Source organism: Acetobacterium sp., from assembly GCF_039830195.1.
Taxonomy (GTDB): Bacteria; Bacillota; Clostridia; order Eubacteriales; family Eubacteriaceae; genus Acetobacterium.
The window spans coordinates 11,870-38,335 of record NZ_JBDODG010000015.1 but is presented as its reverse complement, the minus strand read 5'-3'; the positions used below and the strand labels follow the sequence as shown (position 1 = coordinate 38,335).

General features: G+C 44.7%; 25 protein-coding genes and 2 tRNA genes. 26 read left to right on the top strand and 1 reads right to left on the bottom strand.

Translation table 11 applies throughout. The features are described from left to right. The first annotated feature begins 9 nt into the window (after positions 1-9). Positions 10-876: a shikimate dehydrogenase gene (aroE, locus tag ABGU93_RS05760; protein ID WP_347412530.1), complete on the top strand. Its 867-nt coding sequence runs from the start codon at positions 10-12 to the stop codon at positions 874-876. A gap of 1 nt (position 877) precedes the next feature. Next, positions 878-1,402 carry a shikimate kinase gene (locus tag ABGU93_RS05755; protein ID WP_347412529.1) on the top strand — a complete coding sequence of 175 codons (525 nt, stop codon included), beginning with the start codon at positions 878-880 and terminating at the stop codon, positions 1,400-1,402. Between the two features lie 91 nt (positions 1,403-1,493). Here ABGU93_RS05755 and ABGU93_RS05750 read toward each other — a convergent pair whose 3' ends face one another. Continuing rightward, positions 1,494-1,742: a hypothetical protein gene (locus ABGU93_RS05750; RefSeq protein ID WP_070370029.1), complete on the bottom strand. Its 249-nt coding sequence runs from the start codon at positions 1,740-1,742 to the stop codon at positions 1,494-1,496. Positions 1,743-2,223: 481 nt separating this feature from the next. Here ABGU93_RS05750 and ABGU93_RS05745 point away from each other — a divergent pair. The 24 genes from ABGU93_RS05745 to whiA all read left to right on the top strand — a co-directional run bounded on the left by ABGU93_RS05745 (position 2,224) and on the right by whiA (position 26,440). Next, positions 2,224-2,310 (top strand) — tRNA-Leu (locus ABGU93_RS05745). Positions 2,311-2,315: 5 nt separating this feature from the next. Next, positions 2,316-2,392, top strand: a tRNA-Lys gene (locus tag ABGU93_RS05740). 252 nt (positions 2,393-2,644) lie between these two features. After that, entirely contained in the window at positions 2,645-2,806 is a 162-nt protein-coding gene (locus ABGU93_RS05735; protein ID WP_347412528.1) for a hypothetical protein, read from the top strand. A gap of 179 nt (positions 2,807-2,985) precedes the next feature. Further along, positions 2,986-4,698, top strand: a complete 1,713-nt coding sequence (gene hcp, locus ABGU93_RS05730; protein WP_347412527.1) for a hydroxylamine reductase — start codon at positions 2,986-2,988, stop codon at positions 4,696-4,698. A gap of 187 nt (positions 4,699-4,885) precedes the next feature. After that, positions 4,886-6,055, top strand: a complete 1,170-nt coding sequence (locus ABGU93_RS05725) for an SAM-dependent methyltransferase (protein WP_347412526.1) — start codon at positions 4,886-4,888, stop codon at positions 6,053-6,055. Between the two features lie 85 nt (positions 6,056-6,140). After that, positions 6,141-7,259 carry a DNA repair exonuclease gene (locus ABGU93_RS05720; RefSeq protein ID WP_347412525.1) on the top strand — a complete coding sequence of 373 codons (1,119 nt, stop codon included), beginning with the start codon at positions 6,141-6,143 and terminating at the stop codon, positions 7,257-7,259. Then, positions 7,256-9,565: an AAA family ATPase gene (locus tag ABGU93_RS05715; RefSeq protein ID WP_347412524.1), complete on the top strand. Its 2,310-nt coding sequence runs from the start codon at positions 7,256-7,258 to the stop codon at positions 9,563-9,565. The genes ABGU93_RS05720 and ABGU93_RS05715 overlap by 4 nt, the downstream gene beginning before the upstream one ends. A gap of 101 nt (positions 9,566-9,666) precedes the next feature. Further along, positions 9,667-10,017, top strand: coding sequence for a hypothetical protein (locus ABGU93_RS05710; RefSeq protein WP_347412523.1), 351 nt, complete (start codon positions 9,667-9,669; stop codon positions 10,015-10,017). Next, a complete protein-coding gene (locus tag ABGU93_RS05705) occupies positions 10,014-10,430 on the top strand; it encodes an ATP-binding protein (protein WP_347412522.1) in 417 nt (138 codons plus the stop codon). Before ABGU93_RS05710 ends, ABGU93_RS05705 begins: the two co-directional genes overlap by 4 nt. A 19-nt stretch (positions 10,431-10,449) precedes the next feature. Further along, positions 10,450-11,793, top strand: coding sequence for a [Fe-Fe] hydrogenase large subunit C-terminal domain-containing protein (locus ABGU93_RS05700; RefSeq protein WP_347412521.1), 1,344 nt, complete (start codon positions 10,450-10,452; stop codon positions 11,791-11,793). A gap of 29 nt (positions 11,794-11,822) precedes the next feature. Further along, positions 11,823-12,155, top strand: a complete 333-nt coding sequence (locus tag ABGU93_RS05695) for an AraC family transcriptional regulator (protein WP_347412520.1) — start codon at positions 11,823-11,825, stop codon at positions 12,153-12,155. A gap of 1 nt (position 12,156) precedes the next feature. Further along, positions 12,157-12,885, top strand: coding sequence for a PHP domain-containing protein (locus ABGU93_RS05690; RefSeq protein WP_347412519.1), 729 nt, complete (start codon positions 12,157-12,159; stop codon positions 12,883-12,885). 388 nt (positions 12,886-13,273) lie between these two features. Next, positions 13,274-13,744, top strand: coding sequence for an NAD(P)H-dependent oxidoreductase subunit E (locus ABGU93_RS05685; RefSeq protein ID WP_347412518.1), 471 nt, complete (start codon positions 13,274-13,276; stop codon positions 13,742-13,744). A 9-nt stretch (positions 13,745-13,753) separates the two neighbouring features. Continuing rightward, on the top strand, positions 13,754-14,341 hold the full coding sequence (locus tag ABGU93_RS05680; protein WP_347412517.1) for an ATP-binding protein: 588 nt from the start codon (positions 13,754-13,756) through the stop codon (positions 14,339-14,341). After that, the gene (locus ABGU93_RS05675; protein ID WP_347412516.1) at positions 14,304-14,702 is read left to right on the top strand and encodes a (2Fe-2S) ferredoxin domain-containing protein; all 399 of its coding nucleotides are present in this window, start codon (positions 14,304-14,306) and stop codon (positions 14,700-14,702) included. Before ABGU93_RS05680 ends, ABGU93_RS05675 begins: the two co-directional genes overlap by 38 nt. A gap of 19 nt (positions 14,703-14,721) precedes the next feature. Continuing rightward, on the top strand, positions 14,722-16,521 hold the full coding sequence (gene nuoF, locus ABGU93_RS05670; protein WP_347412515.1) for an NADH-quinone oxidoreductase subunit NuoF: 1,800 nt from the start codon (positions 14,722-14,724) through the stop codon (positions 16,519-16,521). 20 nt (positions 16,522-16,541) lie between these two features. Then, positions 16,542-18,293: an NADH-dependent [FeFe] hydrogenase, group A6 gene (locus ABGU93_RS05665; RefSeq protein WP_347412514.1), complete on the top strand. Its 1,752-nt coding sequence runs from the start codon at positions 16,542-16,544 to the stop codon at positions 18,291-18,293. Positions 18,294-18,405: 112 nt separating this feature from the next. Beyond that, the gene (locus ABGU93_RS05660) at positions 18,406-20,619 is read left to right on the top strand and encodes an ATP-dependent RecD-like DNA helicase (RefSeq protein ID WP_347412513.1); all 2,214 of its coding nucleotides are present in this window, start codon (positions 18,406-18,408) and stop codon (positions 20,617-20,619) included. Between the two features lie 110 nt (positions 20,620-20,729). Then, positions 20,730-21,479, top strand: a complete 750-nt coding sequence (locus tag ABGU93_RS05655; protein WP_347412512.1) for a double zinc ribbon domain-containing protein — start codon at positions 20,730-20,732, stop codon at positions 21,477-21,479. 133 nt (positions 21,480-21,612) lie between these two features. Beyond that, entirely contained in the window at positions 21,613-22,518 is a 906-nt protein-coding gene (murB, locus tag ABGU93_RS05650; protein WP_347412511.1) for a UDP-N-acetylmuramate dehydrogenase, read from the top strand. Positions 22,519-22,524: 6 nt separating this feature from the next. After that, positions 22,525-23,256, top strand: a complete 732-nt coding sequence (locus tag ABGU93_RS05645; protein ID WP_347412510.1) for a PHP domain-containing protein — start codon at positions 22,525-22,527, stop codon at positions 23,254-23,256. Positions 23,257-23,265: 9 nt separating this feature from the next. Further along, on the top strand, positions 23,266-24,138 hold the full coding sequence (gene rapZ, locus ABGU93_RS05640; protein ID WP_347412509.1) for an RNase adapter RapZ: 873 nt from the start codon (positions 23,266-23,268) through the stop codon (positions 24,136-24,138). Between the two features lie 157 nt (positions 24,139-24,295). Beyond that, complete coding sequence (locus ABGU93_RS05635) at positions 24,296-25,306, top strand: gluconeogenesis factor YvcK family protein (protein ID WP_347412508.1); 1,011 nt, start codon at positions 24,296-24,298, stop codon at positions 25,304-25,306. A 120-nt stretch (positions 25,307-25,426) separates the two neighbouring features. Continuing rightward, positions 25,427-26,440 carry a DNA-binding protein WhiA gene (gene whiA / locus ABGU93_RS05630; protein WP_347412507.1) on the top strand — a complete coding sequence of 338 codons (1,014 nt, stop codon included), beginning with the start codon at positions 25,427-25,429 and terminating at the stop codon, positions 26,438-26,440. Positions 26,441-26,466: the final 26 nt, after the last annotated feature.

The window sequence follows — 26,466 nt, the reverse complement described above, 5'->3', positions numbered from 1 at the left end:
GTCCAGTGAATGAAAATTTCAGTTACTACTAAAATATATGCCGTCATCGGCGACCCCATTGCCCAGAGCTTATCTCCCCAACTCCATAACGGATTATTCAAAGAAGTCGGCGTTGACGCTCTTTACTTGCCCATTGCGGTTAAGTCGGAGGATTTGGAAAAACTGGTGGATGGATTCAGACTGATGAATTTTGGCGGGTTTAATATTACCAAACCCCATAAAATGGAGATTATGAAAGTTCTGGATCGTTTGGATCCCTTAGCCGAAAAAATCGGAGCGGTCAATACGGTGGTTTTCCGGGACGGAAAAATGGTGGGCTACAATACCGACGGATTTGGCTTTATTAAATCGATTGAATCAAAAATCGAAATCCCCAAAGATGAATTAACCATTCTGATCTTAGGATGCGGAGGCGCCGTTAAGTCAGTAGCCATGGCGTTGGCTGATTGGGGCATCAAAAAAGTTATCATTGCCAATCGCACCGTAGCGAAAGCAGAAGAGCTGGTAAACCAGATTAATGAAGGCTGGCCAGGGCAAGCACAAGCCATAGGGATGACACCCGAAGCCCTGAAAAAAGCCGTCGACGAGGCAACGGTGGTGGTTAACGGAACCAGTCTGGGGATGGCCGATACTGCCCTACAATCACCGCTTCCCAAAGAGCTGCTAAAAAAAGAGTTATTGGTTTATGATATGATTTACAGTCCAGCGGTGACGCAATTGATGAAAGACGCCAACGCAATTGGCGCCAAAACCCAAAATGGTTTGGATATGCTTTTGTATCAGGGACTGCTGGCATTTGAATTATGGACCGAAATTTTTCCAGATCCGGCGGTTGGGAAAAAATTACTGGAGAAAGGAATAGAAGGGATAGAATAAAATGAAAAGTGAAAAAGACAAAAAAAAATGCATTGCTTTGATTGGTTTTATGGCCACCGGAAAATCCACCATCGGTCCGCTGCTGGCCCGGGAGCTGGAATATGATTATTTGGATACCGATGCCATGGTGGAAGCAGACATGGGCATGAAAATAGCGGACATTTTTGCTCAGCTGGGCGAAGATGCCTTCCGTGATGCCGAACATGAGGCCTTAAAAAAGGCGTTGACCATGGAAAATATTGTCCTGTCTACCGGTGGCGGAATTATTCTATTTAAAAGGAATCGGAAATTGTTGGCAGAGAAGGCCTTTGTGGTCAGTTTATCAGCCCAGCCGGAAACCATCTACGGACGTGTAAAAGATGATACGACCAGACCGTTGCTCAAGTGTGAAGATCCGCTGTTGCGAATCCGGCAAATGCTAGCCGAACGGCAGGAGTATTATGATGTCTGTGATTTTCAGATTTCTACCGAAACCTGGACCGCGGAAGCGTGTTGTCAGAAAATAAAAGAAGCCTTCAATATTTAAATAATGCCAAAGATGCATAATAAGAGATGAAATTATGACGGAGAAAATCAGGAAAAAAATACACCGATCTGATGATCGGTGCTACAATTTATTATTTCATGGCTTTCAGATCGCAAATATAGCAATCGGTCAGTCGTTGGACCGCATCGGGGTTTTTAACAGGCCAGGTGGTTTCAAGTGCCTCGCAATGCCCCGTGGAGGTTTCTTCATCAAATACAAAATCAATACAGCCGTTGCATTTTTTATCTTTTGTTTTCTTGATCAACTCAAGAACAGACTCATTCACAAATTCTCTGAATTCCTTATAAGCGATTGTTTTATGGTTTTCAAACATGCTCATCACTTCACCTTGCTTTCTGGAAATATGATTTTCGGAAGGGCCATTAGATTCTTTGTTAATAACCAATCCAGTATTAACTTATAGTACCCCATAAATAAAAAAAAACAAGATAATATTTTGTCGTGTTTTCATTTTTAGAAAATAATTTAAAATTAAAAAAAATGATTGAAATTCTTTTTAAGCTGTGTTATTATTTATGACAGTGTCCTGTGGGCATGATATCAATAAACTAATTTTTTACGCCGAAGTGATGGAATTGGCATAAGCAGAGAACCCAAATCTTTGATTTGGAGTGAATCGCTTAGTTATCTCTATCGTATTAGGAGTACAATTTCCACAATTAAATAAACTAATTTTTTACGCCGAAGTGATGGAATTGGCATAAGCAGAGAACCCAAATCTTTGATTTGGAGTGAATCGCTTAGTTATCTCTATCGTATTAGGAGTACAATTTCCACAATTAAATAAACTAATTTTTTACGCCGAAGTGATGGAATTGGCAGACGTGACGGACTCAAAATCCGTTGTGAGTGATCACGTGCGGGTTCGAGTCCCGCCTTCGGCACCACTATTGCTCCCTTAGCTCAGTTGGCTAGAGCACCTGACTCTTAATCAGGGTGTCCAGAGTTCGAGTCTCTGAGGGAGCACCATATCAGAATTTTTTAACCGCTGTTTACAGCGGTTTTATTTTTTGAGACGTATCGTTCGTCTTATGTTTCAAAATCAAAAAATAAGTTAATCTGTTTCCACAAAGAGCGGTTTACTTAACCGATGGTTTTATTAATCGTCGGCAATAATTAAAGCGCACTGAGCGCTTGAGTATTGGTTAACCAACTGGTATAATTACACGCAATTAAAATTATTAAGAACACCTTGGGTGTAAAACTAAAGAGGAGAGCCAAATGGAATCAACAGAAAAAAATACGTGTTCTTATTTAAACTGTACCTTTAATGTCAGCGGACGATGTCCCGACATGGATGTATTAAAAAATCCATATAAAGAAACCGGCTGTATTTTCTACAAAAATAAGAATATCCAGACAGACGATAAAAAAAGCGAGTAAAAACACCGGAAGGTGTTTTTTATTTTTCGTAATAATTAAAAAAAATTAAAGCCGTTGCATTTGCAACGGCTTTAAACTCGAGGCCCAGATATAATAGCAACATACAAACGCGGTAGTGATACCAGTTGATTTTAAGATAATCGTTAAGAATACAAATTAAATTTCAGGAGGACAATACGATGAGTATGTTTTGTTATCAGTGTCAGGAAGCGGCCAAAGGAAAAGGATGCAGTGTCAAAGGAGTTTGTGGGAAAAGTGAAGAGGTTGCCAAACTTCAGGATCTGCTGATCTATACCGTCAAAGGGATTTCAGAAATCGTCGTTAAAGGCGAACTGGAAGCAAAAGAATTGGGGGATGTCAACCATGAGGTGCTAAAAAGTCTGTTTATGACCATCACTAATGCCAACTTTGATGCCGATGCCTTTGTCAAAGAAATAAAGAAAATGACCACCCTGAGAAATCAGTTAAAAGATATGGTAGATGCTGCCAATAAAAAGAATTCACCCGGCTTTTTCCAGAAGCTGTTGGGCTTAAAAAAAGAGCAAAATGGCAAAAAAATAAATGTCTCAGCATTGCATGATGCCGCTCGATTTGAAACCGCTACAAAAGCGGAAATGATCAAAAAAGCCGCAAGTGTAGGGGTCCTGGCGACGGCAAACGAAGATGTCCGTTCATTACGAGAACTGATTACCTACGGTGTTAAGGGACTGGCCGCCTATGCCGAGCATGCCCTCAATCTTGGTAAAGAAGACCTGAGCTTATATGGTTTTATCTATGAAGCCATGGCCGCGACGCTCAATGACAAGCTGACCGCCGATGATCTGGTCGCCCTGACCTTAAAAACCGGCCAGTTTGGTGTTACCGCCATGGCCCTGCTGGATGGTGCCAACACCGGAAAATATGGCAACCCGGAAATCACCGAAGTTAATATTGGGGTTAAAAAGAATCCCGCTATTCTAATTTCCGGTCATGACTTAACCGATCTGGAGCAATTATTGGAACAGACCAAAGGGTCCGGCGTTGATGTCTATACCCACAGTGAAATGCTACCGGCCCATTACTACCCGGCCTTCAAGAAATATGATAACTTTGTCGGGAACTACGGGAACGCCTGGTGGAAACAGCTCGAAGAGTTTGAATCCTTCAATGGCCCGATTCTGTTTACTACTAATTGTATTGTGCCTCCCAAAAGTGACGAAGTCCGGAGCCGAATTTTCACTACTGGAGCATCCGGCCATCCTGGCTGTACCCATATTGAAGCGGATGCTAACGGCAAAAAGGACTTTTCGAAAATTGTCGAAATGGCTAAACGCTTAAAGGCCCCAACCGAAATCGAAACCGGAAAAATTGTCGGCGGTTTTGCCCATGAACAGGTTTTTGCCCTGGCCGATAAGGTCGTCGATGCGGTTAAATCCGGCGCCATTAAAAAATTCTTTGTCATGGCCGGCTGTGACGGTCGCATGAAATCCCGGGATTATTACACTGAATTTGCTGAAAAACTGCCAAAAGATACCGTAATTTTAACCGCTGGTTGTGCCAAATACCGTTACAATAAGCTGGAGCTGGGCGACATCGGCGGCATTCCCCGACTGCTGGATGCCGGACAGTGCAACGATTCATACTCCTTAGCGCTGATCGCTCTGAAGTTGAAAGAGGTCTTTGAGCTTAACGATATCAACGAGTTGCCGATTGCCTACAATATCGCCTGGTATGAACAAAAAGCAGTCATCGTGCTACTGGCCCTGCTGCACCTGGGTGTCAAAAACATCCATCTGGGACCAACCTTACCGGCCTTCTTATCCGCCAATGTCGCCAATGTCCTGATCGATACCTTTGGTATCGGTGGTATCGATTCAGTTGATGCTGACATGGCCATGTTTATGGGTGCATAAAACATGATGTAACAATTATCGGTACTACGTTAGTACAATGACTACAGTTTTAAATACCGGAGCTATCCAAATGGATACTTCCGGTATTTTTTTCTATTTAATTAAAACAAATAAAGATCAAAACGATCTGTAATTTCGGTGCAAAGCATGATAGGATATTAAAAAGAAGAAAAAAACGAGGTAAAAAATGAACAGTTTAATAACAGCGGTTGAAGCTTGCTTTAATTTAAACGTATATAAAGTCATCCTAAGTAAACCAAGATCAAAAACAAGTGATTACAAAAAAATTGTCATCAGTCAAATAAATCAAGCATACCATCTGGAAAAATTTACCGCCACCCAGGTGTTTAATGAAAATCTGGTATCCGGTCAGCTTAGAGAATTCATCACGCAGTCATTAGAACATGATTTTCAGCAATACAACGCCTGGGATGATCGGTTCGAATATATTATCCAAATCAGCAAAAAAGGAAAAAGTACGATGACTAAAAAAGCCGTCAAGGAAGCCCCGGCAAAAGCCATAAGCCACAACCGCGAAAAAAACTACATCCTTCAGGAAGGCGTCATTATCGCACCGCTGGTGGATATGGGGATCTTCACCAAAGAAGGCAAGGTGGTGAAGACGATGTACGATAAATTTCGGCAGATCAACCGTTTTGTGGAAATCATCGACGATGAAATTAAAAATCTGGATCCTGGGGCCCAGCTTAATGTCATCGACTTTGGCTGTGGCAAGTCTTATCTGACCTTTATTCTGTATTATTACCTGACCGAAATTAAAAACATCAAGGTGAAAATGGTGGGCCTGGATTTAAAGAGCGATGTCATTGAACGCTGCAATGCCAGTGCCCAAAAATATGGTTACGATCGTCTGACCTTTGAACTGGGGAACATCGATGCCTATGAGGCCGAGTTTCCGGTTGATATGATCATCACCCTTCACGCCTGTGATACCGCCACCGATTTTGCTCTGTACAATGCTATAAAATGGAATGCCAAGTTGATTTTTTCGGTACCCTGCTGCCAGCATGAGCTAAACGCTCAGATGGAAACCGCAGAACTGAGCCTGTTGACAAAATATGGCATCGTTAAAGAAAGAACCGCCGCTTTGATTACCGATGCCATCCGCGGCAGTCTCCTCGAAGCCTGCGGCTACAAGGTCCAGCTGCTGGAATTCGTCGATCTGGCCCACACCCCCAAAAACATCCTGATCCGAGCCAAAAAGACCCGCTCAACCGAAAAAAGAAAAGCCCAGGCCCTAACCGAAGTAAGAACCGCCATGCAGGCATTTTCCTTGACTCCTACCCTTTTTCAACTCCTTGAAACAGATAAACTGATCAATTCTAATAAAATTTAAATGTAACATTTGTCAAAAGATGTTATAATGAAAAATCAGTTAGAAGATAATATGTGAAAAATTTATAGATCAGGAGGCAAAGAGGATGCTGACAACCTTTGTTCATACAGGTGATTTTCATTTAGGTCGCCCCTTTACCTTTCAACAGCAAGGAAACTACTACGGCAAAAATAAAAGAAAAGAATTATGGAAAGCCTTTGACGAGATGATTGCCTATGTCAAAGAAGAAGCCGTTCCGCTTTTACTCATTGCCGGTGATTTATTTGATAGTGTCAATGTACTCTCCATGGATATAAAAAGAGTGGCCGAAGGATTGGCCAGTCTGGACAAAACCTGGGTGGTTATTATCACTGGAAACCATGATTATCACGGGGACAGCTCGCCCTATAAAAAAGTTGAGTGGTCCAGCAATGTCTACATCTTTAAAGAAGATGTGTTCCGCTCCGTTTATATAAAAGAGCTAAACACCGAAATATTCGGCATGTCCTGGGTTAAAAACGAGTACCGGGCCTTTCCCGAGCGCTCCTTTAACAGTATTAAGCTGGATGATACCCGCTATAACATCTTGATGGCTCACGGCGAAGTAACCAATCAAAGCCTCTATCTGCCGATTGATTTAAGATTGATAGAAAAAAAGGGGTTCGATTTTATTGCCCTGGGACACATCCACAAACCGGGGCTGACCCCCGGGGGAGTTGCTTATTGCGGATCACCGGTGCCTCTGAATTTTGGCGAAACCGGTGAACGGGGTTTTTTAATTTCGCAGGTAACAATCGATTATGAAAACCAGACCTATCTTACCAGCAGTGGATTTAATCCCATTGAATCAAGAAAATATGAAACCATGGAGATTCAGATTTCCCCGGAAGATTCCTACCATGCGATCATCGAAAAAGCCATCAGCTGCGATACCGAAACAAATCGCCAGCAGAATTACTACCGCATCCGTTTTACCGGTTACATCAACCCGGAAATACAAATGGATTGGATCAACGATGATCTGGAAGAGTCTTTTTATTACATTGAAACAGACATTTCCAAACTGGAACCCGATATTGATCTGGACCTGCTGATTCGCGAAAATAAAAACAATCCCATCGGTCAGATCCTCAGCGAACTGGAAAACATAGCAGAACCCGAAGTCCGCAAAAAAGCGATCATCTACAGCATCGAAGCGATGATCAGCGAGGGGGTTTTAAAATGAGAATTAAAACCTTGACAATCAAAGCCTTTGGAAAATTCAAAGACGAGACCATTCAGCTGGAACCGGGACTTAATCTGGTTTATGGCACCAACGAAGCTGGTAAAACAACGGTTCAGACCTTTATCCAAGGAATGTTTTTCGGGTTTTACAAACCCTACCGAAAAAAGAAAACCTACAGTGAAGAATACGAAAAATATATGCCCTGGAGCCAATTCGACTACAGTGGTTCTCTGGTTTATGAGACCGACGGCCGGGAAATCCGGCTGGAACGGAATTTTTTAAGAGCCAAAGACTCGTTGTTTATTTATGATAATACCACCGGCAAAATAATTAATGATCAATTTAAATATGATGGCGTCATTCGCCAGCATCTGCCCCTGGGAAACCAGGGTATGACCTCGGTCATTTACAATAATACCGTCAATATGCGCCAGACCGTTCATGATAACGAGTCCGGCAGCCAGGATGAAGTCCGGGATTCCTACATTGAGATGCAGAATTCCAGCGGCATCGAGATTAATTTCAAGGGTATTGCCAGACGGCTGGAAGAAAAAAAGAACAATATCGGCCGTTCCGGCCAGAGTAAATCAAGAATCGGTACGGCGATCAGAGAACGGGATGAACTCCAGGAACTGTTAAAAGAAGCCGAGGCCGCCTATGCCAAGGTAGCTGAAAACCAGGAAATGATCACCCGAAATCAAAGAAAGATGAAGCGCATTGAAGCTGAAAATGACTATCTGAGCCAGGAATCCGTCGTCAAGCGAAAAAAAGAACTGCTACAGTCCTATGAAAAAATAAACAAACTGGAAAAAGAAAACAATCGCCTGTCAAAAATAATCAGAGAAGACCAGATCTACGAAGGCTACAACTACAAGACCCTGGAAGGCTTAAAAGCGATTTCGAATCAGGTCGGTCGTCTCAGCGATCAGATGGACTACATCGAAAAGGAAATGGCCGACGCCTCGGAACATTTAAAAACAATCCGCCAGAAAGAAGCATCCAAGCGCAAATCTCTGGCGGGACATGCCCTGGATAATATTGCTGAAGACTACGAAGCTTTCAAAAAAGACCAGGATGAAGTGGAAGCAGTCGATACGAAGTCAAATATTATTATTAATATCATTGCGACGTTGGTAACCCTGCTGGGGATGGGACTGGTCGGACTGGCCAATATGGGTTTGATGGGAACCAGTCAGGGAATTGAAAACCTGTCATTAACCGTTGGGGTGACGTTGGCAATTGTCGGCGTCGTCGGTTTAAGCTTCGGCATTTCGGCAACCCTTAAAAAGCGGCGAATTTTAAACGAAAAACAATTAATCTCGGTTCAGGAAGAAATACTGGCCAAGTATAACTTGAAAGATGGCCCCAGTTTTGACAGCTTCTACAAAAAAGCAGTTAGAAACCAGAAAGAACTGGAACAGCTGCAAAACGAATGTGAACTGATTATTGTTCAGCATTCCCGTCATCAGGCCGGGTATGAGGTGCTCTTTGAACAGCGCCGGGGGATCATGCGGGAACTCGACAAAAAACTAGCCGAATTTCAGGTCCCAAACATCGCCGATTATGAAGAACGGTGCGAAAAAGGTCAGCAGCTGGAAGAACTGAAAATCCGTTTTAACGGAAACCTGCGGCTGTTGGAGAATCTGTTGGAAACCGTCAACGGCGGAAAAACAGATGACGGACAGTCGGTGTGGCAGAAAGCCTCACCAAAATCCGAAGAGCTGTTAAACCTGGGCAAAGAAATCGCCAGACTGGAAGGTGAAAACAGTGCCCTGACCGATGGGATCGGTCTACCGGTGGAAATTCAGGAGACTATTAAATCGCTGGATGCGCAAATTCAGGCCTTTGATACTGAAATTAAAGCCTGTAACGCCGCTCTGGAAGTTCTGGAAACGGTCCAGAAAGACAGCCATCTGGAGTCGGCCCCGGAACTGAACAAAAATATCGGGAAAATCCTGGAGACTATCACCCAGCATTATAAAGGGGTAAAAATTGATGAAGCGATGAAACTCAAAGTGGTGGATCCTGGCGGCGGTGATTTTAAAGATGCGGAACAATTAAGTGCCGGCACCATGGATCAGGTTCATTTTGCTTTCCGCTATGGAATCAGCGACATCATCAGTCATGAGATGCCCTTTATTCTCGATGAACCTTTTGTGAGGTACGACAAAAAGCGAAAAACCCAAGCCCTTAAATTGCTCTCAGAACTCAGCAGTGAACGTCAAGTCATTCTCTTTACCTGTGATGATGATGAAGAAAACCTCTTAAAGTCGTTGGGGGCCCCATACCATAAAATAAATCTGTAAGAATACACAAATAATTTCAAAAAAGTAACTAAAGACCTTGCTAATAGAGCAAGAAATCCTTTACAATGATAGAAGCAAGTATAAATAAAGGAGAATGTTCGATGAAATTAAGACGAGTTAGAGACCTTCTCGATGCAGTTGTTTTATCAGGCGAGAGCCATCTTGATGAAGAAGTGCAGTCTGGATTTGGCTGTGATCTCATGAGTGATGTCTTGTGCTTTGCCAAAGAAGATGCCATTCTACTCACCGGTCTTGTCAACAAACAAGTGCTGAACACCGCCGATATGGCAAATATGAACAGTATTATCTTTGTCAGAAACAAAATGCCAAGTCAGGAGATGATCGACATCGCCAAAGAACGTAATCTTCTGGTTATGTCCACCAGGTACATTCTTTTCGAATGCTGCGGCATTCTCTATAAAAATGGTCTTAAAGGAGCCCACCTTAGATGAGTTACGAACTCGTCTTTGATGTCGAACGGGGCGATTTTGACACTGCCGGCGAAGCCTCGCGAAAAATTAAACGGACTCTCCAGCAATTGGGGGTGTCCAATAAGGTGATCCGAAAAGTGTCCATTGCCGGTTATGAAGGAGAAATGAATTTAGCCATCCATTCAGCAGGTGGAAAAATCATTTTAGAAGTGGGCGAAGAGGAACTGGTTCTTACCATCGAAGATACCGGGCCAGGTATTGCCAATATCGACCTGGCCATGACAGCAGGCTGGTCGACTGCCGGGGAAGAAGTCCGACAAATGGGTTTTGGCGCTGGAATGGGCTTGCCTAATATGAAAAACAACGCCGACAATTTTCAAATCTCCTCAAAAATTGGAGAGGGAACAAAAATTGTCATGAAATTTTTAGTATAAACAGGAAGAAGGGTGACATATGGAAAAATTACTTCATTCTGTATACCTTGATGAGGAAAAATGTCTGGGATGTACAACCTGTCTCAGAAGCTGTCCCACCGGAGCCATTCGGGTTCGGGGCGGCAAGGCGATTATCAATGAGTCCAAATGCATTGATTGCGGCGAGTGTATTCGAATCTGTCCCCATCATGCCAAGCTGGCAAAAACAGATCCACTATCAAAGAAGGATAACTTTAAGTACACGGTCGCCATGGTGGCTCCGGCCATCATTGGCCAGTTTAAACCAAAGTATTCGATTTCCCAGATCCTTTCGGCAGTTAAAGCCCTGGGATTTGATGAAGTAGTGGAAGTAGCCTATGGCGCTGAGGTGGTCGGTCAGGCCCTGAAATACGAGTACCATGCTAAACGTTATCCCAAACCACTGATTTCATCAGCCTGTCCGGCGGTTGTCAAGCTGATTCAGGTGCGTTTTCCCGAACTCACCGATAACATCTGTCGCTTGAAATCGCCCATGGCGATGACGGCCAGACTGGTCAGAAAACGGATCAGAGAAGAAGGGGTCTATAAAAATGGCGAAGTTGGGGTTTTTTTCATCACCCCCTGCGCGGCAAAAGCCACCATGGTCAACAATCCGGCGTCCAGCGAGTATGACAAATACGATCAGATTGACGGTGCCATTGCCATCAAAGATATTTACAGTGATCTTGCCAGTTTGATCGGCAACTGTCCGACCGTGGAAGGGATCCATAATACCACGCCGGAATCCTGCACCTGGGCCTTGTCCGGCGGAGAAAGTGACTACCTGAAAAACAAAAACGTGCTCCATGTTGATGGCATTCAAAATGTTATCAACGTGTTGGAAGAAATCGAATGTGGCAAACTGGATACGATTGAGTTTTTCGAAGGGCTGGCCTGCATCGGCGGTTGCGTCGGTGGTTGCCTGACTGTAGAAAATAATTATGTCGCTAAAATGTATATCCAGGACCGGACCAAAACAATGAAACAGACATCCATAGTGCACATGTCGGACGACTATGTCAAAAGTATTTATAATTCCGGGATGATGCACATTAAAGAGCGGATTCTGCCCCGAAGTCCCGAACCCCTGGATCAGGATATTAATAAAGCAATTGAGAAAATGCGGCAAATAGAATTACTGGAAGAAAAACTTCCCGGTCTGGACTGCGGTTCCTGTGGTTCGCCCGGTTGTCGGGCGCTGGCAGAAGACATTGTTGCCGGAAAAGCCAAAGAAATCGACTGCGTTTTTATCATGAGGGATCGGGTCAGAGATCTCTCAGTTTTAACCAATGAACTTTTACAGGTGGAACACCCTACCGAAAAACCTCTAATTAAAAAAGATTAGCCAATGCAATAATATAAAGGAGAATATGAATGAAGGTTAGTGAGTTATTAGAAAACAAAGAATTCAAGTGTCTCAATCCCCAGGTAGGAATTGAAGGGGTGATTAAAAGCGGCTATGTCGGCGATTTATTAAGCTGGGTCATGGCCAATGCCAGTAAAGACTGTGCCTGGGTTACCATCCAGACCCATGTCAATATCATCGCCGTGGCATCGCTTCTGGAAATGGCCTGTGTCATCATCCCAGAAGGTGCCGAAGTCGAAGAAAGCACCCTGGAACGTGCCATCATTGAAGATATCCCGATTATCACAACTGGTCTTAACGCCTACGAAGTCTGTAAAATTTTAGGAAACGCCGGCGTATAAAATGGAAAAGGTAGCCATAGATCTTCATATACACTCCGTTTTATCCCCTTGTGGAGAAGCCGAGATGACTCCTAATAACATCGTGAATATGGCCCTCATCAAAGAATTGGATTTTATCGCTGTCACTGATCATAACACCGCCAAAAATTTACCAGCAATTATGGCTGTGGCAAAAGAACTGGCCAAAGAAATGGCACAAGGACTTTGTATTCTCCCGGGAATCGAAGTAACGACCAAAGAAGAAGCTCATATTCTGGCCTATCTGCCAACCCTGGAAGCCGCCATGAAACTGGATGCGATTATTTATCAGCATTTACCAGATGTCATGAATGAGAAAGAATTATTTGGACCTCAATATATTATGGACGAAAATGATCAGATCATCGGTGAAGTTGATAAGCTCCTGATTTCGGCCACTGATATCAGTGTCGATCAGCTCTGGAAAATCGTCTCCGATCTCGACGGGATTCTGGTCCCGGCTCATATTGACCGAAAATCCTACAGTCTTATTTCATCGCTGGGTTTTATTCCTCTGGAATTGGATATAAAAACTTGCGAAGTTTCAAGAAAAGAAACCTTTGACAATGTCAAAAAAAACTTCCGGTTATTTAAAGACTATCAGTTTATTCATGGCTCCGACGCCCATCAGTTGGAAGACATGGCCGAACGGGAATATTTTTTGGAACTTCCGGATATGCAACGGCAAACCCTGATTCATTATCTGGGATAAATTGAATAAGTAGTACCGACAATTGTTACATCATGTTGTACGCATCGGAGCGAACAGGGTGATAATCCTGTCCGATTCCGCAGCGAACAACAGATTAACAATTGGTCGGTACGGTAGTTAGCCGTGAACTTTACAGGTATTTTTCGAAGTACCTGTTTTTTTTGTGTAAAATTATTACACTTTCTGCGCAGAAAAAACAAATGGGTAGAAATTTTACTTCAAAAATCGAAAAAGTTAAAGGTTTTCATTAAAATAACGGGCAAATAGAGTAAAAAATTTATCTGTTATTAATATAACGAAAGATTTCGTTATGTGTTATAATGACCTCGTTAGAAAATATGCAATCAAAGCGTAAAGGTTTGCACGATTTAATTAGGAGGTTTGAAAATTGGCTGAATTAATACCAGTTGAAAATTTGGACGTAGTAAAGGCAATAGTCGCCGAGCACAGAGAAGTACCAGGTTGTTTAATGCAGATCCTGCAAGAAACACAGCTTAAGTACGGCTACTTACCACTTGAACTACAAGGAACCATCGCAGATGAGTTAGGGATTCCCTTGACTGAAGTCTATGGTGTGGCAACATTTTATTCACAATTTACACTTAAACCAAAAGGGAAATTCAAAATTGGTATCTGTTTGGGAACCGCTTGTTATGTTAGAGGCGCCCAACCAATTATCGACAAAGTTAACAGCGTTCTGGGAACACAAGTTGGCGATACAACTGAAGATGGAAAATGGTCAGTTGATGCAACACGATGTGTTGGCGCCTGTGGTTTAGCTCCAGTAATGATGATTAACGAAGAAGTATTTGGACGTTTGACCGTAGATGAAATTCCAGGAATCCTAGAAAAATTTTAGTTAACAGTTATGAAAGAATTGTCCCTTCACATATTGGATATTACTCAGAATTCCATCAGAGCACAAGCAAAGCTTGTTAAATTAGTGATTATTGAATCCTTGGCAAACAATGAACTCACCATTATCATTGAAGATGACGGGTGCGGAATACCGGCTGACCGGCTTCAAAATATCACTGATCCTTTTGTGACGACCCGAACAACCCGAAGGGTTGGTCTGGGTTTATCCCTATTCAAAGCAGCAGCGGAAGCATGCGGCGGATTTTTCGAGATAAGCTCAACCCCAGATGTCGGAACAAAGGTGGTTGGAAACTTCATGCGCGATCATATCGACCGGGCCCCTCTGGGGAACATGGCAGATACGATCCTCACTATGGTAATGTCTTTTGGGGAGACTGATCTTTTCTATGAACACGACTACAATAACCAACTATTTGTTTTTAATACACGTGAAATTAAAGAGATCCTCGATGTAGAATCTTTAAACGAACCGGACATTCTTAACTGGATCCGGGAATTCGTACAGGAAGGTCTCGAAGAAATTATGGAGGAAAAAATTTATGGCAAAGTCCTTAGCAGAACTAAAAGCGATTCGTGAAAAGAAATTAAACGAAATCAATTTACGACACGGCAAAAATGGTTACCGCGTTGTAGTAGGAATGGCAACCTGTGGTATCGCAGCCGGCGCACGACCAGTCATGGTTAAACTGATGGAAGAAGTGGATGCAAAAGGTTTAGTCGACGTTACTGTTGCTCAAACCGGATGTATCGGATCATGTCGATTAGAACCAATTGTAGAAGTTTACGATGCCAACAATGAAAAAGTAACCTACGTGCATATGACCGCTGAAAAGGTTGCACGAGTTGTAGATGAACACTTGGCTCAAGGCAAAGTGGTCAGTGAATATACCATGACAATAGTTGATGGTAAAGTCATTGATCCAACGGTTAAGGGTTAATTGAGGAGGAGAAGAGCAGATGGCATATAAACGTTCGCAGATACTGATTTGTGGTGGTACAGGATGTACGTCCTCAGGATCCATGATATTGGTAAAAGAATTAAAAAAAGAACTTGTAAAACACGATATACTTGATGAAGTTGAAGTTGTGGCAACCGGTTGTTTCGGTTTGTGTGAACTGGGACCCGTTGTTATTATTTACCCAGAAGGTACATTCTACAGCCGTGTTGAAGCTTCAGATATCCCTGAAATGGTTGAAGAACACCTTGTCAAAGGTCGTCCATTGGATCGACTGATCTACACCGAAAAAGGTGATGGACATCATCCACTTTCAATCAACGAATTAGGATTCTTCAAAAAACAAAAACGTATTGCTTTAGCAAATTGTGGCGTTATTAACCCAGAAAACATTGATGAATACATTGGCTTTGACGGTTACATGGCACTTGAAAAAGTACTGTTAACCATGACACCAGTTGACGTTATTAATGAAGTTAAAGCTTCCGGTCTTCGCGGTCGTGGGGGCGGAGGATTCCCAACCGGTCTTAAATGGCAGTTTGCCCATGACGCTGTATCCGAAGATGGCATCAAATACGTAGCATGTAACGCAGATGAGGGTGACCCTGGCGCGTTCATGGATCGATCTGTATTAGAAGGAGATCCTCATGCATTAATCGAAGCAATGGCGATTGCCGGTTTTGCAGTTGGCGCTTCTAAAGGTTATGTATATGTTCGGGCTGAATACCCAATCGCTGTACACCGTCTCCAAATTGCGATTGACCAGGCAAAAGAATATGGTTTATTAGGCGAAAATATCTTTGATACTGATTTCTCCTTTGACCTTGAAATTCGTTTAGGTGCTGGTGCTTTCGTATGTGGTGAAGAAACAGCATTAATGAACTCTATCGAAGGTAAACGTGGTGAACCGCGTCCACGTCCACCATTCCCAGCTAACAAGGGTTTATTTGGAAAACCAACCGTTTTAAATAACGTTGAAACATATGCAAACATTCCAGCCATTATCTTAAAAGGCGCAGAATGGTTTGCATCAGTAGGAACCGAAAAATCTAAAGGAACAAAAGTATTCGCACTTGGTGGAAAAATCAACAACACCGGTCTTCTTGAAATCCCAATGGGTACAACCCTGCGAGAAATCGTTTTTGAAATCGGTGGTGGTATTCCAAACGGTAAAGCTTTCAAAGCTGCTCAAACCGGTGGACCATCAGGCGGATGTATCCCTGCTTCTTTATTAGATACAAAAATTGATTATGATAACCTGATCGCTATTGGCTCCATGATGGGCTCCGGTGGTTTGATCGTAATGGATGAAGACAACTGTATGGTTGACGTTGCCCGTTTCTTCCTTGACTTTACTCAGGACGAATCCTGTGGTAAGTGCCCTCCTTGCCGTATCGGTACCAAGAGAATGTTAGAAATTCTGGAACGTATCTGTGACGGTAAAGGGATTGAAGGCGACATCGAACGATTAGAAGAACTGGCCGTAGGCATCAAAGCTTCAGCTCTTTGTGGATTGGGACAAACTGCTCCAAACCCTGTTCTTTCAACCATTCGTTACTTCAGAGACGAATATGAAGCACATATCAATGATAAAAAATGTCCAGCCGGCGTATGTAAACATCTGTTAGACTTCACAATTAATCCCGATACCTGTAAAGGTTGCGGAATCTGTGCTAAAAAATGTCCTGCAGACGCAATTACTGGTGAAAAGAAAAAACCATACACCATTGATACCGCAAAATGTATTAAATGTGGTGCCTGTATTGAAGCCTGTCCATTTGGCTCCATTTCCAAGGGTTAATTTAGGAGGTCATTAGAATAATGAAAGAAGTAACATTTAAAATAAACGGTCAGGAAATGACTGTTCCTGAAGGAACAACCATTTTAGAAGCTGCCAGAATGAACAACATCGATATCCCAACTCTCTGTTACCTGAAAGATGTTAACGAGATTGGTGCATGTCGGATGTGTGTTGTTGAAATTGCCGGAGCTAGAGCCTTACAGGCAGCTTGTGTTTACCCAGTTGCCAATGGCATCGAAGTATTAACAAACTCTCCAGCAGCCAGAAAAGCACGTCGTGTTAATCTTGAACTGATCCTTTCAAACCATAACCGCGAATGTACAACCTGTATTCGTAGCGAAAACTGTGAACTGCAGACACTAGCAACTGATCTGGGCATTTCTGATATTCCTTTCGAAGGCGAAAAATCAGGAACATTAATTGATGATATGTCGACATCAGTAGTCCGCGACGAAACCAAATGTATTCTTTGCAAGCGTTGTGTTTCCGTATGTACAAACGTTCAAAGTGTAGCCGTACTTGGCAGCGTTGGCCGGGGCTTTACATCACAGGTACAACCAGTATTTAACAAATCACTGGCAGAAGTTGGCTGTATCAACTGTGGACAATGTATTATCAACTGTCCTGTTGGCGCATTAAAAGAAAAATCTGATATTCAACGCGTTTGGGATGCCATTGCAGATCCTTCAAAAACTGTTATCGTTCAAACAGCTCCAGCTGTTCGTGCCGGTTTAGGTGAAGAATTCGGATACCCAATGGGAACATCAGTTACCGGTAAAATGGCAGCTGCGCTGAGAAGATTGGGATTTGATAAAGTATTCGATACCGATTTCGGTGCTGACGTTTGTATTATGGAAGAAGGAACCGAACTAATTGGTCGTGTAACCGGCGGTGGCGTTCTACCAATGATTACATCCTGTTCACCAGGTTGGATTAAATTTATTGAAACCTACTATCCAGAAGCGATTCCTCATCTGTCAAGCTGTAAATCACCACAAAACATCACTGGTGCTTTACTGAAAAACCATTATGCTCAGGCAAATGGCATTGATCCTAAAGATATGGTTGTTGTTTCAATCATGCCTTGTACCGCTAAAAAATACGAAGTTCAGCGAGAAGAATTATGTACCGACGGTAACGCCGATGTAGATATTTCCATTACCACTCGAGAACTGGCACGTATGATCAAAGAAGCGCGTATCCTGTTTAATAAATTACCAGATGAAGACTTTGATGATTACTATGGTGAATCCACAGGTGCAGCCGTAATCTTCGGAGCTACCGGTGGTGTTATGGAAGCGGCTGTCAGAACAGTTGCGGACGTATTAAACAAAAAAGACATTCAAGAAATTGAATACCAAGTGGTTCGTGGTGTTGACGGCATCAAAAAAGCCAGCGTTGATGTAACTCCAGATTTAAAAGTAAATCTGATGGTCGCTCATGGTGGATCAAATATCCGCGAAGTCATGGAAATGCTTAAAGCTGGTGAACTGGCTGATACCCACTTCATCGAATTGATGGCCTGCCCAGGCGGCTGTGTCAATGGTGGTGGACAACCAATCGTATCTGCAAAAGATAAGATGGATGTTGATATCCGCGTTGAACGAGCAAAAGCTCTTTATGACGAAGATGCCAATGTATTAACCTACCGTAAATCTCACCAGAATCCTTCCGTTATTCGTCTTTACGAAGAATACTTGGAAGAACCAAACAGCCACAAAGCTCACCATATCCTGCATACAAAATACTCAGTTAAACCAAAATTGGTTTAATTCAGTAAAAGCCAAATAAGATTTAAATAACAAAGATAAACAAAAAAAGGCCCAATAATGGGTCTTTTTTTGTGCTATAATAAAACCATAATTCAAATAACAGGAGCAAAGCATGGAAAGCATTAAGGGAACGGTGGAGCACATCGTCTTTAGAAATAGCAACAACGGCTACACGGTAGCTCAATTTGATATCGACGGTGATTTGGTTACGGTAGTCGGTAATTTCGACGAACTGAACCACGGCGAATACCTCAAACTTACCGGCTATTGGACCGAGCATAAAAACTATGGGGACCAGTTCAGTATGGAATCCTATGCCATGGAAATTCCCACCTCCACCGAGGGGATCATCCGCTATCTGTCATCCGGTATCCTGCCCGGGATCGGTGAAAAAACCGCCAAAGCCATCGTCGCTCGTTTTGGTGAAGAAACCCTGGATATCCTGGATAACAATCCCGAACGCTTATCCGAGATCAAAGGTATCGGCAAGAAAACGCTGGAAGGCATCAAAGAAGTGTACCATGAACAGCGGGAAGTCCGGCAGATTATGATCCAGATCCAGGACTATGGCATCTCCGCCAACTGGGCGATGAAGCTCTACAAGACCTATAAGTTTGACACCATTTCGGTGCTGCTGAATAATCCCTATCAGATGATTGATGATATTCGGGGCATCGGTTTTAAAATAGCCGACCAGATTGCCAACCATCTGGGCTTTGAAGAGAACAGTCCCGGCCGGATTCTGGCCGGGATCAACTATTCACTGGGCGAATGTTATAATCGCGGTAATACCTATATGACCGAAAACGAACTGATCCAGACCAGCGCCCGGATTTTAGGGGTGGCCGAAGACGAGATCAATGCTCAATTGGGCGAACTGGTACTGCAGGGACGAATCATCAGCGAGGAGGTCGACGATCAGCGGGTTTACTATCCCCGAAACCTCTACGAAGCCGAAGACAATGCCGCTCTGGCGATGGCCCGGATCAGTCAGATGAGCTATAAAATTGCCGACATCAACATCGATGCCAAGATCAAAAACTACGAACGCGACATGTCAATTACCCTGGATAATAAACAGCGTGAAGCCATTGCCGCCGCCATGGATAACGGGGTGATCATCATCACCGGCGGACCAGGCACCGGCAAAACCACCATTATCAATGGAATCGTTCGGATTTTCAAAGATCTGGGCCTGAAAACCGTTCTGGCGGCCCCCACCGGCCGGGCGGCCAAGCGGATCACCGAAACCACCGGTAACGAAGCCAAAACCATCCATCGCCTGCTGGAATACGAATACAGCCAGGACGATGACTTCCCCAGTTTCAGCAAGGACGAAACCAATCCGCTGGACGTCGATGCCATCATAGTTGATGAATCCTCGATGATTGATATTTTGCTGATGGATAGCCTCTTAATGGCTGTCCAGCCTGGTACCCGACTGATCATGGTGGGAGATGCCGATCAGCTACCCTCCGTCGGCCCCGGGAATGTTCTTAAAGATATTATCGAAAGCGGGGCGGTCAAGGTGCTAAGCCTGGACCGGATCTACCGCCAATCGGAAGAAAGCATGATTTCCGTCAACGCCTTTGAAATCAACCACGGACAAATGCCCGACATCAACAATGAGTCAGACTTTTTATTCCTCAATAAAAACGACGGCGATAAGCTGCTGCGGGATATTCTGGAACTGGTTACCAATCGACTGCCGATCGCTAAGGGGTTTGACAGCATCCACGACATCCAGGTGATCTCGCCGATGAAAAATGGCAAGGTCGGGGTAATCAATCTGAACCGGGAACTCCAGGCGGTGCTCAATCCGCCCCGGGAAGACCGGGCCCAGCGGGAGTTTGGAATGGTGATTTACCGCGAGGGTGATAAGGTGATGCAGATCAAAAACAACTACCGCATCAAGTGGGAAGATACCCTGTCGATGGAACAGGGCGAAGGGATCTATAACGGTGATATCGGCATTCTCGAAAACATCAGTAGCCGCGAAAAATCATTTGCCATTCTCTTTAATGATGGCAAGCGGGTGACCTACGACTTTGATCAGATGGACGAAATTACCCACGCCTACGCCATGACGGTCCACAAAAGCCAGGGCAGTGAATTTCCGGTGGTGGTCATGCCCATCGTCGGTGGCCCACCGCTGTTTCTCAACCGCAAGCTCCTGTATACCGCCGTCACCCGGGCCAAAAAACTGCTGATCCTGATGGGCAACCAGTATGTCTTCCGGCAAATGATCAAATCCACCGAATCCCAAAACCGCCAAACCGCCCTCCGCGACCGCATCATCACCTACATCAACCACCCAATGGTATAAAGTAACATAACGCTGTAGCACTAGGGGACGGTTTTTCTTGTGCTTTCCTGATCATTCCAATAAATAATGCACAAAAGAACCGTCCCCTTGTGCGGTCCTGTGAGGTAACCATGAACCTGAAACAAGCCCTCCTGACCTTCCTTGAAAACAACCTCTTCCTGAAAAACGGCACCTGCCCCATCTGTGGTAAGGTTCTTTTTGCAACGGACCGATTTTTGTGCCATCAATGTGAAGACGATCTCCCAATCATCAGCACGCCCACCTGTGTCCAGTGTGGACGCCCTATTTTTCGGGCCAATCGTGAGGTCTGCAGCCCCTGTGCCAAACTCAACCTCCCCTTTGCGGTCGGCTATACCCATCTGAATTATGAAGACTCCGGCAAAAAACTGGTTCATGCCATCAAGTTCAAAGACCGCCCTCACCTGGGCATCTGGGTCGGCACCCAAATGGGGGAGGCCATCGCAAAGTATCAGTGGATCAATCATGTGGATCTGATCATCCCCGTGCCCCTGCACCCGCACCGGCTCGAAGAACGGGGCTATAACCAGAGCGAAAAGATCGCCGAGGGCATTCAACAAGGTTTAAGTCAGAAGCATTCCAGAGTGCCTGCTATAGTTACTGATATCCTGATTCGCAGTCGGGACACACCCCATCAGATCGGCCAGGGCCGGGAAGAACGGCTTTGCAATCTTACCGGCGCTTTTAATGTCGAAACCATTGAGTACATTCAAAATAAAACCGTCCTGCTGGTGGATGACGTCCTTACCACCGGTGCCACCCTGGCCGAAACCAGTGCCACCCTCCTCGAAGCCGGAGCCGCTCAGGTCTGCATCGCCACCCTCTGCGCCGTCGCCGAATAGAATTAAAGATTCTTAAAAAGACCCCTCCAGGGCCTTTTTTTGTGGCGAATCTTAATAAATAATGGTATGATGAACCAAACCTTATCATTAAAATTAGAGTACCCGGTGCTCAAAATAACAGTTAGGAAGTAATATGAATAATATAATCAAAAAACTTGAAGCCGTAATGGCCACAGAAAATATAAAAGAAAATGAACCCATGAAAAACCATACATCTTTCAAGGTTGGCGGTCCGGCAGACCTTTTTTTAAAGCCTCAGAGCCGGGAAGAGCTGCAAAAGGTACTGGAAATCTGTAAAGAATCCGAGAAACCGCTTTATATTATGGGCAACGGTAGCAACCTGATCGTCCGGGACAACGGTTATAACGGCATCATCATCAATACCAAAGCCTTGAATCAGGTTAAAACGGTAGGGGAAACGCTGATTGCCGAACCGGGGATCAGCCTTAAAGATCTGGCCAATGTGGCATTGGAACAAAAACTTACCGGTCTGGAATTTGCCTCCGGCATTCCCGGTAGCCTCGGTGGAGCCGTCACGATGAACGCCGGCGCCTACGACGGCGAAATGAAACATGTCATTAAAAGCATCACCGTCATCACCGAAGATGGCAGTTTAAAAACGATTTCCGCCGACCAGTGCCATTTTGGTTACCGATCCAGCATCCTGCAACAACACAACTGGGTGCTGGTCAGCGTCGAACTGATTCTAGAAAATGGCGATTACCAGGCAATCCAGGCCAAAATGCTGGATTTGAATACTCAGCGACAGACAAAACAGCCGTTGGAATATCCCAGCGCCGGCAGTACCTTTCGCCGACCGGTGGGCTATTATGCCGGAAAACTGGTTCAAGACGCCGGTTTTAAAGGTCATTCCATCGGCGGCGCCCAGGTGTCCGAAAAACACAGCGGCTTTGTTATCAATAAAGGCGGCGCCACTGCCGCGGATATTTTAAACCTCATCGGCGCTATCCAGTCAGCCGTCAAAGACCAGTTTGGCGTCGATCTCAAAACCGAAGTCATCGTCATCGGCAACGACTAATCAGTTATGAAAATAACACACGATATGCACACCCACACAACCTATAGTCACGGCAAAAATACTATCGCCGAAATGGTGGAGCAGGCCCGCAAAATCGGTCTTGCCGCCATCACCATTTCTGATCACGGCCGGAGTCATCCGATGTTTGGGGTCAGAAAAAAGAACTTTGCCAAAATGCGGGCTGAGATTGATGCTCTGAATCAGAAATATGACGACATCGACATCTACCTCTCGGTCGAATCCAACATCACCGGGGCTGAAGGTAATATTGATATTAAAGAAGAAGAAAAGCAATATTGTGACTGGATCTCAGCCGGGTATCATTACGGTTATATCCCCGCCAGTATCAAAGACATCTTTGTTTTTGCCATTCCCAATTACGCGGCCCGGGTGCTACCCTTTCTTAGAAAAACAGTGGTGGAAATGAACACCCGAACCTATATAAAAATGATGGAACACAACGATATCAAGCTGATCACCCATCCCGGGGACAAAATGCCGATCAATATCGAACCAGTGGCAAAAGCCGCTGCTGAACACGGTGTAATTCTGGAAATCAACCCCCGCCACCATCATTTAAACGCCGACGAAATAAAAGTCGCCATGAAATATCCGGTCAGTTTTGCCATCAATAGTGACGCTCACAACATCCATGCCCTGGGTGATATGCGCAACACCCCAGAAACCATCAAAGCCGCCGGCATCCCCATCAGCCGCATCATCAACATCGCAGAATAGGAGACCCCCATGAAAATCATCATTATCACCGGTATGTCCGGAGCAGGCAAATCCCAGGCTATCCAAATCCTCGAAGATCTGGGCTATTTCTGCGTCGATAATATCCCGCCGCAACTCATTTTGACTTTCATCAATCTTTGCCAGCAATCAGCCACCGAAATAGAAAAAATAGCCCTGGTAACTGATGTCCGGGGCGATGTATTTCTGGATGGCAAGGATATACCCCTGGCCGAATATAAGGCTGCCAAAGATGATATCAAACTGATCTTTTTAAACGCCCGAGACGAGGTGCTGGTATCCCGGTATCAGGAAACCCGGCGCGATCATCCGTTGACCGATTCCACCAGCAACCTCATCGAAGCCATAAGACAGGAACGAATAAGTCTGGAACATTTCAGAGAAATGGCCGATGAGGTCATTGATACCTCGGATATAAAGGTCAATGAACTCAAAGAACAGCTGGAAAAAATTGTTGAAATCGATCGTGATCATTCCAAACCAAAAGTAAAAATCTATTCTTTCGGTTTTAAATATGCCAGTCCCATGGGTGCAGATTTTGTTTTTGATGTCCGATTTCTGCCCAATCCTTTCTATAAACAGGAACTGAGAAATCTAACTGGCGAAGATCAACCCGTCAGAGATTATGTGATGTCTTTCCGGGAAGCCCAGATCTTCTACGATAAACTACTGGATTTACTGGAATTTGTGATTCCCCAATTTGCCAAGGTGTCCAAAAATACTGTCGAAATTGCCATCGGCTGCACCGGTGGTCAGCACCGATCGGTCACCTATGCCTGTCTGTTAAACAAAGCCCTTAAAGAAAAAGGCTACGAAACCACCATCAAACACCGGGACATCAAAAGAAACCGCCTGGACCACTAGTTAGTGCAAATATAACGTTATGGTGGAGCACAGGGGGACGGTTTTTCTTGTGCTTTCTAAAATATTTCAATAAAAGAGCACAAAAGAACCGTCCCCATGTGCGACTCGTCCCCATGTGCGACTGTGCGAAAGAAACAAACATAAAGGATGTGATTCCATGGATATGAAAGAATATATAAGGGAGTTTACCTTGAAAGATATCGTGAAAGTGAGAAATCCCAAGGTCGTCGCCATCGGCGGCGGCACCGGTTTATCGGTAATTCTCCGCGGATTAAAGAAATATACCAATAATCTCACTGCTATAGTCACCGTAGGCGATGACGGCGGCGGCTCAGGAAAACTGCGAGAAGAATTGGGTATTCTACCCCCGGGCGATATCAGAAGCTGTATCCTGGCCCTGGCTGATGATGAAAATGTTATGCAGGAGCTCTTTAATTATCGTTTTCCCGGCGGCCCCATGGCAGGGCAGAGTTTTGGGAATCTCTTTCTGGCCGCCATGAACGGCATCAGTCACGATTTTTATGACGCTGTCAGACGCACTTCCGATGTGCTGCAGATCAAAGGGGAAGTGCTGCCCGTCACCCTGTCCCAGATGGTGCTGATGGCAACCCTGAAAAACGGCCAAATAATCGAAGGTGAATCTTCCATTCCCCAGGCGGCATTGGCCCAGCAGAGCCCAATCACCCAGATATTTTTAAAACAGGATGACACCAAACCCCTGCCCGAAACCATCGAAGCCATCAAAAATGCCGATATGATTGTCCTCGGACCCGGTAGCCTGTATACCAGTGTGATTCCCAACCTGCTGGTGAAGGATGTAGCCAGAGCCATTTTTGACAGTCGCGCCAGACGTTTTTACATCTGCAATATTATGACCCAACCCGGAGAAACTGACGGTTACACCCAGGAGGATCATATCCGGGCCATCGAGAATCATCTCGATCAGGCCGAAGGCCGAATTTTTGATTACGTGGTCGCCAACACCGGTAATCTGCCCAAAAGCATCGAAGAAAAATATAAAAAATGCGACGCCAACGTGGTTGAAATCAGAAACCCCATCGAACAATATGAGTACATCCTGGACGACTACGTCGTCATGGAAAACGGCTTTGTCCGCCACGACGCCGACCTGCTGGCCCGCCGTATCTTCGAAACCTATGTCAAGTAGAGAAAAAAGCGAATGGTAGGATGGACTGAGCACTAGGGGACGGTTCTTCTTGTGCTTTCCTAAATATTTCAACAAAAGTGCACAAAAGAACCGTCCCCTTGTGCGCAGAAAGGAGCAGCAATGACATTCTCAGCCATTCTTAAAAAAGATCTTTCCAAGCTTCCCTTCGGTTCCCGAGCCTGTCAGCGGGCCGAACTGTCCGGGATGATTGGTGCCGTGGCTACCATCAGTGTTAATGAAGCCGGCGCCATGACGATCAGCGTCAAAACCGAAAACCCCGCCGTGGTCGCCCGTTGTTACCAGCTGATCAAAACGCTGTATCAGATTAAACCAAAAATAAAAATCGAAAAAACCCGAAAATTCAAAGAACACCGGGCCTACCGAGTGGTGGTTGAAGAACCGTGGACAGCAAAAATAATTTTGGAAGACTGTCAGATTTTAAGCTACAACGCCAGTGGCCAGGCATTTTTTGCCAATCAGGTGCCTGAGAAATTCAAAAAGCAGCAAAATCAGACCAAAGCCTATATCCGTGGCGCCTTTCTCGGCTGTGGATCAGTATCCAATCCCGAAAAAACTTACCATTTGGAGCTGGTCGGCAAGAAAATGCCCCAAGCTAAAAAAGTCGAAAAAAAAAGCGACCGTAACCCGGTCGCCGGGGTTGAGCAGTGCGCCTATCTGCAAAGCATTAAAACCATCCTTGATCAGTACGAGATCAAGTCAAACCTGATCCACCGCAAGGCCCACTGGGTGCTGTACCTCAAAGAAGGTGCCTCAGTGTCCGACTTTCTCAGCGTCATCGGCGCCCACCGGGGTCTGCTGGAAATGGAAAACATCCGGATCGTCAAGGAAGTCCGCAACGACGTCAACCGTCAGGTCAATTGCGAAACCGCCAATCTCAATAAAACCATTGCCGCCGCCTATGATCAGGTCGCCGATATCATGCTGATTAAAGACCAGTTTGGCTTAAAGAATCTCCCCCGAAATCTCTATGACATTGCCGAACTGCGATTAAACTATCCCGACGCCAGCATCAAAGAACTGGGTGAACGCCTGGATCCCCCCGTCGGAAAGTCCGGCGTCTATCACCGTCTCAAAAAACTCAACCAGATCGCCGAAGACCTCAAAAGCCGATAGGGCAGAGCACTAGGGGACGGTTTTTC

What these genes read in the sequence shown, in the direction of transcription:
- aroE (WP_347412530.1), top strand. Translation starts at nt 10, where the DNA reads ATGAAAATTTCAGTTACTACTAAAATATATGCCGTCATCGGCGACCCC.
- ABGU93_RS05755 (WP_347412529.1), top strand. Translation starts at nt 878, where the DNA reads ATGAAAAGTGAAAAAGACAAAAAAAAATGCATTGCTTTGATTGGTTTT.
- ABGU93_RS05750 (WP_070370029.1), bottom strand. Translation starts at nt 1,742, where the DNA reads ATGAGCATGTTTGAAAACCATAAAACAATCGCTTATAAGGAATTCAGA.
- ABGU93_RS05735 (WP_347412528.1), top strand. Translation starts at nt 2,645, where the DNA reads ATGGAATCAACAGAAAAAAATACGTGTTCTTATTTAAACTGTACCTTT.
- hcp (WP_347412527.1), top strand. Translation starts at nt 2,986, where the DNA reads ATGAGTATGTTTTGTTATCAGTGTCAGGAAGCGGCCAAAGGAAAAGGA.
- ABGU93_RS05725 (WP_347412526.1), top strand. Translation starts at nt 4,886, where the DNA reads ATGAACAGTTTAATAACAGCGGTTGAAGCTTGCTTTAATTTAAACGTA.
- ABGU93_RS05720 (WP_347412525.1), top strand. Translation starts at nt 6,141, where the DNA reads ATGCTGACAACCTTTGTTCATACAGGTGATTTTCATTTAGGTCGCCCC.
- ABGU93_RS05715 (WP_347412524.1), top strand. Translation starts at nt 7,256, where the DNA reads ATGAGAATTAAAACCTTGACAATCAAAGCCTTTGGAAAATTCAAAGAC.
- ABGU93_RS05710 (WP_347412523.1), top strand. Translation starts at nt 9,667, where the DNA reads ATGAAATTAAGACGAGTTAGAGACCTTCTCGATGCAGTTGTTTTATCA.
- ABGU93_RS05705 (WP_347412522.1), top strand. Translation starts at nt 10,014, where the DNA reads ATGAGTTACGAACTCGTCTTTGATGTCGAACGGGGCGATTTTGACACT.
- ABGU93_RS05700 (WP_347412521.1), top strand. Translation starts at nt 10,450, where the DNA reads ATGGAAAAATTACTTCATTCTGTATACCTTGATGAGGAAAAATGTCTG.
- ABGU93_RS05695 (WP_347412520.1), top strand. Translation starts at nt 11,823, where the DNA reads ATGAAGGTTAGTGAGTTATTAGAAAACAAAGAATTCAAGTGTCTCAAT.
- ABGU93_RS05690 (WP_347412519.1), top strand. Translation starts at nt 12,157, where the DNA reads ATGGAAAAGGTAGCCATAGATCTTCATATACACTCCGTTTTATCCCCT.
- ABGU93_RS05680 (WP_347412517.1), top strand. Translation starts at nt 13,754, where the DNA reads ATGAAAGAATTGTCCCTTCACATATTGGATATTACTCAGAATTCCATC.
- ABGU93_RS05675 (WP_347412516.1), top strand. Translation starts at nt 14,304, where the DNA reads ATGGCAAAGTCCTTAGCAGAACTAAAAGCGATTCGTGAAAAGAAATTA.
- nuoF (WP_347412515.1), top strand. Translation starts at nt 14,722, where the DNA reads ATGGCATATAAACGTTCGCAGATACTGATTTGTGGTGGTACAGGATGT.
- ABGU93_RS05665 (WP_347412514.1), top strand. Translation starts at nt 16,542, where the DNA reads ATGAAAGAAGTAACATTTAAAATAAACGGTCAGGAAATGACTGTTCCT.
- ABGU93_RS05660 (WP_347412513.1), top strand. Translation starts at nt 18,406, where the DNA reads ATGGAAAGCATTAAGGGAACGGTGGAGCACATCGTCTTTAGAAATAGC.
- ABGU93_RS05655 (WP_347412512.1), top strand. Translation starts at nt 20,730, where the DNA reads ATGAACCTGAAACAAGCCCTCCTGACCTTCCTTGAAAACAACCTCTTC.
- murB (WP_347412511.1), top strand. Translation starts at nt 21,613, where the DNA reads ATGAATAATATAATCAAAAAACTTGAAGCCGTAATGGCCACAGAAAAT.
- ABGU93_RS05645 (WP_347412510.1), top strand. Translation starts at nt 22,525, where the DNA reads ATGAAAATAACACACGATATGCACACCCACACAACCTATAGTCACGGC.
- rapZ (WP_347412509.1), top strand. Translation starts at nt 23,266, where the DNA reads ATGAAAATCATCATTATCACCGGTATGTCCGGAGCAGGCAAATCCCAG.
- ABGU93_RS05635 (WP_347412508.1), top strand. Translation starts at nt 24,296, where the DNA reads ATGGATATGAAAGAATATATAAGGGAGTTTACCTTGAAAGATATCGTG.
- whiA (WP_347412507.1), top strand. Translation starts at nt 25,427, where the DNA reads ATGACATTCTCAGCCATTCTTAAAAAAGATCTTTCCAAGCTTCCCTTC.